Annotated in this window: 6 protein-coding genes, 1 tRNA gene and 1 pseudogene; 5 read left to right on the top strand and 3 right to left on the bottom strand. The window is 67.9% G+C overall.

The window, feature by feature from the left end:
* A pseudogene (locus tag ACWDGI_RS20015) lies at nt 1-290 on the top strand (GTP cyclohydrolase); the annotation flags it as partial.
* Nucleotides 291-577: 287 nt separating this feature from the next.
* Entirely contained in the window at nt 578-1,555 is a 978-nt protein-coding gene (locus ACWDGI_RS20010; RefSeq protein WP_450760713.1) for a hypothetical protein, read from the top strand.
* On the opposite strand, the gene ACWDGI_RS20005 is transcribed toward ACWDGI_RS20010, so the two are convergent.
* Nucleotides 1,533-2,204, bottom strand: a complete 672-nt coding sequence (locus ACWDGI_RS20005) for a caspase family protein (RefSeq protein WP_450760711.1) — start codon at nt 2,202-2,204, stop codon at nt 1,533-1,535. The genes ACWDGI_RS20010 and ACWDGI_RS20005 overlap by 23 nt on opposite strands.
* 421 nt (nt 2,205-2,625) lie before the next feature.
* Here ACWDGI_RS20005 and ACWDGI_RS20000 point away from each other — a divergent pair, with 421 nt between their 5' ends.
* The 3 genes from ACWDGI_RS20000 (at nt 2,626) to ACWDGI_RS19990 (ending at nt 4,192) form a co-directional block, all read left to right on the top strand.
* Nucleotides 2,626-2,922 (top strand): hypothetical protein, encoded by a 297-nt coding sequence (locus ACWDGI_RS20000; protein WP_450760709.1) that lies wholly within the window; start codon nt 2,626-2,628, stop codon nt 2,920-2,922.
* Nucleotides 2,923-3,158: 236 nt separating this feature from the next.
* Nucleotides 3,159-3,680: a hypothetical protein gene (locus tag ACWDGI_RS19995; protein WP_450760707.1), complete on the top strand. Its 522-nt coding sequence runs from the start codon at nt 3,159-3,161 to the stop codon at nt 3,678-3,680.
* 62 nt (nt 3,681-3,742) lie between these two features.
* The gene (locus tag ACWDGI_RS19990; protein WP_450760705.1) at nt 3,743-4,192 is read left to right on the top strand and encodes a DUF6907 domain-containing protein; all 450 of its coding nucleotides are present in this window, start codon (nt 3,743-3,745) and stop codon (nt 4,190-4,192) included.
* Between the two features lie 129 nt (nt 4,193-4,321).
* Here ACWDGI_RS19990 and ACWDGI_RS19985 read toward each other — a convergent pair.
* Both ACWDGI_RS19985 and ACWDGI_RS19980 read right to left on the bottom strand, forming a co-directional pair.
* Nucleotides 4,322-4,394, bottom strand: a tRNA-Lys gene (locus tag ACWDGI_RS19985).
* Between the two features lie 98 nt (nt 4,395-4,492).
* Nucleotides 4,493-6,007 carry an amino acid permease gene (locus ACWDGI_RS19980; RefSeq protein ID WP_450760703.1) on the bottom strand — a complete coding sequence of 505 codons (1,515 nt, stop codon included), beginning with the start codon at nt 6,005-6,007 and terminating at the stop codon, nt 4,493-4,495.
* Between the last annotated feature and the right edge of the window lie 56 nt (nt 6,008-6,063).

Raw genomic sequence — 6,063 nt, 5'->3', positions numbered from 1 at the left:
AGGGCCTCGACACCTACGAGGCGAACGCGGCCCTCGGCCTCCCCGAGGACGGCCGCGACTACACCGCCGCCGCCCAGATGCTCACCGCCCTCGGCGTCACCGACCTCGACCTGCTCTCCAACAACCCCGACAAGGCGGAGCAGTTGCGCGGCCTCGGCGTCACCGTCCGGGACCGCGTCCCGACCGGTGTCTTCCGCACCGCGCACAACGTCCGCTACCTGCGCGCGAAGGTCCTGCACACCCAGCACACGCTCCCGCTCGCCGAGCTGACGGAACTCAACGCGGGCTGAGACACCGGGCAGAGCGGCCGGGCTGAAGCACCGGGTTGAGCAACCGGGCAGAGCGGCCGGGCTGAAGCACCGGGTTGAGGCACCGGGTTGAGCAACCGGGCATAGCGGCCTGGCTGAGGCACCGGGTTGAGCAACCGGGCGGAGGCGCTCCGGTGCCGGCTCGACGCCGCCCCGATCCTGCTGGTCGGCCGGCCAGCCGGCGCGGTGCCGGACGAGCGGAACGGCCGACCGTGGTCGCCCGAAACCCGTTGGCCGTCCGTCGCCCGGCGGCGCTAGCCTCGCCGGCCATGGGAGCACGAGCGCAGTACGTGGTGGTCGAGAACGGCGCCTGGCAGCGGTACTACTCGCACTGGGCCGCCAACCGGGTGATCGACGATCTGCTGCCCGGTCCGGCCGCGGCGACACGCTGCTTCCGCGCCAACCAGGAGATCGACACATGGCTCGACGACGTGTGGTGCGAGGGCGCCGCGCTCGTCGACCACGACCGCGGGATCCTGCTCTGGTTCGCCTTCGCGGACAGCTGGGCCGACCACGCGGCGGCCCGCGCCGTGCTGGCCCGGACCTGGCCCGGCTGGGACGTCCGCTTCGCGCACGACGGCATGGGCGATCTGACCCACCACCTGGGGCTCGGAAGAGACCTGACCCGCCCGCCGGGCTGGTTCGAGACCTTCGAACCCTCCTGGTACGCGGACCCCGAGAACACCGAGCCCTGGTCCGTCGTCTCCCTGCGCCTGCCCGACGGAGGCGTTCGCGCGTGGGGCAGCGGCCGGGAGCCCATCGAGCACCTCGCCGACGGCTCCGGCCTGCTCGACCTGCTCGTCGCGTCACCGGCCACCCCTGCGCCCACCGACATGCCGTACGGCGGCGTCCATTTCGACCCACGGGCCCGTACCGTCTCGCTCTGGGCGGTGCAGACCGTGGCCGGCATTCACAACTGGCCGTTGCCGGGCTGGGAGAACTGGGTCCTGGACTTCCGCGGCGACGACCACACCCAGCAGGCCGGGCTGCTCCCCGCGGACTTCCCCTTCCCGCGGCCCCCGCTCACGGCGGCACTGCGGACGCTCGGCGAGGGCCTCGGCACCCCGCCGCCCGACAACGGCGCGCTCCTCGCCCAGGCCACGGCCGCGTCCGGACCGGAGGGCACCACCCCCGTGGTGACCCCCGCCGCGCTGGTGCCGCACGAACCGGCCGATCCCACCCCGGCCGAACTGGCCGCGCTCCGTACGGCGCTCGACGCGCTGGTCACAGACACGGAAGTTGACTGACCGCCACCCCGCGAAACACCGCAGCGCCCGAGTCGACCGAAGCCAACCCGGACGCTGCCCAGCAGGTGAGATCGGCGTCGCCGCTGCGCAAGCCTTCGACGATCGCTGAGGTGAAGCGCGAGAGTGCAGGTGTCTCCGCGTCGGAGTGATCCCCTTCCCAGGCTCGCTGCATCCGGGTGCCGGCAGTGACGATGACACGGCCGTGGCCGGCCAGTACCTCCTCGAAGCCTGCTGATTCGCTCCCCTTGGCGCCTGGAATGAGCAATCCGCTGTAGCAGCAGTCCACCACGACAACGACGCTGCGGGCACGGCACTCGTCCATCATGTCGTGGACGAAACTCGCGGAGATCGCCGAGTGCGCGGGGCGCCCCGGATCGGTGTGCCGAACGGCGAAGTAGAGCCTGTCGCTGCGGTTCCTGACCCCGTGGCACGAGAAGTACAACAGACAGACGTCATCCCGGCCCGCGGTGAGGAAAAACTCCTCGATCGCTCGCTCCAGCATGGGCCGGTCGGTGTCGACCAGTTGTTGGACCTCGAACTGGCCAATCTCTGGATCCCGCAGGACCTCGGTCAGCCCAGCGCAGTCCGCCTCCGGAGACAGCAATTTTGAGAGTTCCGGGTGGTCGTATGTTCCCGTACCAATGAGCAAGGCCCTGCGGTGACCTTCGCCCCTGCTAGGGCATCACTGGGAGAACGCGCCAACTGTACGTCTGTCACATCCAGTTCCAGGAGAGAGCGACGCAGGCGGCTGCCCAAGCTGAGGAGTTCATCATCGTCGGTGTCTGGAATCCCTATCAACTCCAGCCGCACGGCCTTACTCATTTCCCACGCCCCGCGATCTCCGCTTTGTATCCAGAGCACCTTACTGGCAGTGACCGTGCAGCGGTGCGCTCTCCGAGGAATCACCCCTCCACGCATGGCTCTGCACCGGCATGCCTCTCGGTACCGGGGCAAGCCGTTCGACCCGCGCCCCCCGGAACGGGGAGGTCGAGCAGGCGCTTCGCTGTCCACTTGGCGCTCGCGAGTAGAGGAGGATAGGAGTACCCTTTGGTACCAGAGGGGATGTGAGTATGAAGATCACAGAAGAAGCCCGCAGTCGGGCAAACCGGACGACAGCGCCGTTGAAAGTCGATGCGGCCATAGACGAGCTGATCGCAGACGGCGCCCACTTTCTGGGGATGACGAAAAAAGACCTGGTCGCGGCGGCCGTCCGAACCTATCTGGAGATCCGCCGCGAGGAGGTTCGGGCCAACATGCTGGAAAAGATGCGCAAGCTTGACGGATCCGTGGAATCGAGCGTCTCGCTGCTCACCGGCCTGTCACCGGAGCGGATCAAGGAACTCGGCGGAGTGGGCGAGGACGACTGATCCGTGCGGCCCGCTCGACCCACCCTCCGCGCACTCCGCGAGGACTTGAAACTACCGCTACCGTCAGCCCGGGAACCGCTCGACGAACTGGATCATCCGATCTTGGCCAAGGCTCGGGAACACTTCGCCGACGACAGGGCCGAGCATGAGCGCATCCGCTCGATCGATGATGAGGTGCTCTTCAAAGTCAAGATCCAACGCTGGCGCGGAGCGGTCTGGACCGACGAGGATCTGCCTTGGCTCATCGCCACTGGGCAACGCGAGGACGGGTCACCAGACGACTTCTACTCAGCCCTGGAGACGACCGCGAGGGCCGCGCGAGCCCACTCAACGCCAACAACCGCCAGCCCCTGAGCACCACAACGTACGTCGGGCACCTCCTCCCCGACCAGAACGACCGTGATCGCTACCAACTCGAGGCCGGTGCCCGGCTTGTCCGCGATCTTGCTGCGGCTCTCCGGGAGCTGACTCGTGGATCACTGCACGACGGGCATGAACACGCCGCCGACTTTCCTGCCTTCCGCCTCGGCATCCTCGTACGCGCCGACGACGGCCATGAAACCTACGCTGCGGGGCGTGTCACCGGCTCCGTACCCGACGACCTCATCGCGGTCATCCTGCGCCATGTTCCCGGCTGCGATCCCGCAGCCTGGTACCCCGAGTACGCCCTCCCCAGCCGCTCCCTTCTTCCCGCCGAGCAAGCCTGGTCGACCCTCATGGATCCGAAAGCCGCGGCTGAACTCCTGAAGGAGGACTGAGCCAGGATCCCCGCCCCAACACCGGCCCAGGATCGATGACTACCGGAACAAGGAACGCACTCATGCCGGATCATGGCAACTCGCCCCGGACAGTGACCGTCCCCACGTGCGACCACGGACCTGTCACCGTCTGGGAACCCGACTGGTGTACGGGAAGCGAGGGAGAGCATCAACCTGGCGGCTACCGTGTCGACATCACACACGCGAGCCCTGACTACGAATTCACGGTCTCAACGAGCCGCGGCACGCCGGTGATTCTGCGTGTGTGCTTCGAACAGCGCCCCTTCACCGAGCGCCCGCCCGGTCACGTCCCCTTCGTGAATGTCGAGATGGATGGCGACTGGTATCCGCATGGCTCCGACGACTTGCGCCGCCTCTCGGACACCCTCACGACACACTCGGATCGGCTCCGGGAACTTGCCGACCGCCTCGACGATCTCACCAACGCCTTCGACGCCGCCAAGAGAGGCACGCCTGCGTCGGCGAAACCTGAGAAAGGACGCGGCGACTGAACAAGCCGCGCTGCCTGTCGGCAAACCCGCTCACGCAGACGGACTCCGCGCGCGGCGTGACCCCGGCCAGGAGGACTGGTCGGGGTCACAAAAACGCTGGTCAGAGCCACAGAGCGACCCTGGCCTCGGTAGGCCGTGTGGGACTCGAACCCACAACCAATGGATTAAAAGTCCACTGCTCTGCCAATTGAGCTAACGGCCCAGGCGATGTTGCCTCCCCGAGCATAGCCGGACGGAGCCGTGTCGCCGATCGGGTATCGGGGTCGCGGCCGCGTCGCGTGGCAGAAGTGGCCCCGAGCGTCAGAGATCGACCAGTTTGGCGGTGTCCTCCTGGCGTGCTCTGTCCGGGTGGAGGAACCAGTGCCGGGCCGAGACCTGCCACCAGATCGCGGCGAAGCCGAGGACCGCGAGGACGGCCACCGGGGCGTAGTTGAAGGACTTCCAGGTGACTGGGGAGACCTGCGGGAGCATGAAGAGGACGGTGATGACACCGACCCAGGCCACCGAGATCACGCCGACCACCCCGGACCAGCGGCCCAGATGCCACGGCCCGCGTTCGAACGCGGCGCCCTTCCTGACCCGCAGCAGCGTCGGGATCACGTACGCCACGTACAGCCCGATCACCGCGATCGACGTCACCGCGGCGTAGGCCGTGTAGTTGATCAGGTACGGGAGGCCCAGGGCGAGCGCGGCGAAGGCCGCCAGCCAGACCGCCGCCACCGGGGTGCGGGTGCGCGGGCTGACCGTGTGCCAGACGCGCGAGAAGGGGAGCGCGCCGTCGCGGGAGAACGCGTAGATCATCCGGCTGTTGGCGGTCACCGACGCCATTCCGCAGAAGAGTTGGGCGCCGATGACGACGAGCAGCAGGAGCTTGCCGGTCGTGGCGCCGAGCGCGTCCAGGAGGATCTGGGCCGGCGGTGCCCCCGTCGGGGACCCCAGTTCCTTGTCGTACGACTGGATCGCGAAGGTGAAGCCGAGGAGCAGGACGAAGCCGGCGATCCATGACGTCCAGATCGAGCGGACGATGCCCCGCGGGCCCGCCGTCGACGCGTCGTGCGTCTCCTCCGTCATGTGTGCCGAGGCGTCGTACCCGGTGAAGGTGTACTGGGCCATCAGAAGGCCGAGCAGGACCACGTACGGGCCGCTGCTCCAGCCCGTTCTGTTCACGAACTCGGTGAAGACGAAGGACGCCGACTGGTGGTGGTCGGGGACGAAGGTCAGCACGCCGACGATGACCGCGACACCGACGACGTGCCACCACACGCTCACGCTGTTGAGCAGGGCGACGATGCGTACGCCGAAGGTGTTCAGCAGGCCGTGCAGGAGCAGGATCGCGGCGAAGAGGAGGATCGTGCGGCCCGGGGTCACCTTGAAGTCGAACTGCAGGTTCAGGTAGGCGCCCAGGAAGGACGCGGCGCCGAAGTCGATGCCCGCGGTCACCGCCACCTGGCCGAGCACGTTGAACCAGCCCGTGAACCACGCCCAGGCGGCCGCGCTGCGGGGCGGGGCCAGGCGGTGGGCCCAGAAGTAGAGGCCTGCCGAGGTGGGATAGGCGGAGCAGATCTCGGCCATGGAGAGGCCGACGAAGAGGGTCATCAGGCCCACGGCCACCCAGCCCCAGGTGATCACCGCGGGACCGCCGGTGATCATGCCGAAGAGGTAGAGGGTGAGACAGCCGGAGAGGACCGAGATGATCGTGAAGGAGACCGCGTAGTTCGAGAAGGCCGACATACGGCGGGCCAGGACCTGGGTGTAGCCGAGCTGGGCCAGCCGCTCCTCGTCGGAGGTCGCTTTGCCTATCGCGTCATCTGTCATGCCCCCAGCGATTCCCTCACCGGGGGCGTGACATGCGTCACAGCATGGCCGAAAAC

The organism is Streptomyces sp. NPDC001220 (assembly GCF_053597895.1).
Note: the sequence above shows the minus strand (reverse complement) of the source record. Positions and strands in the feature narration are given on the sequence as shown.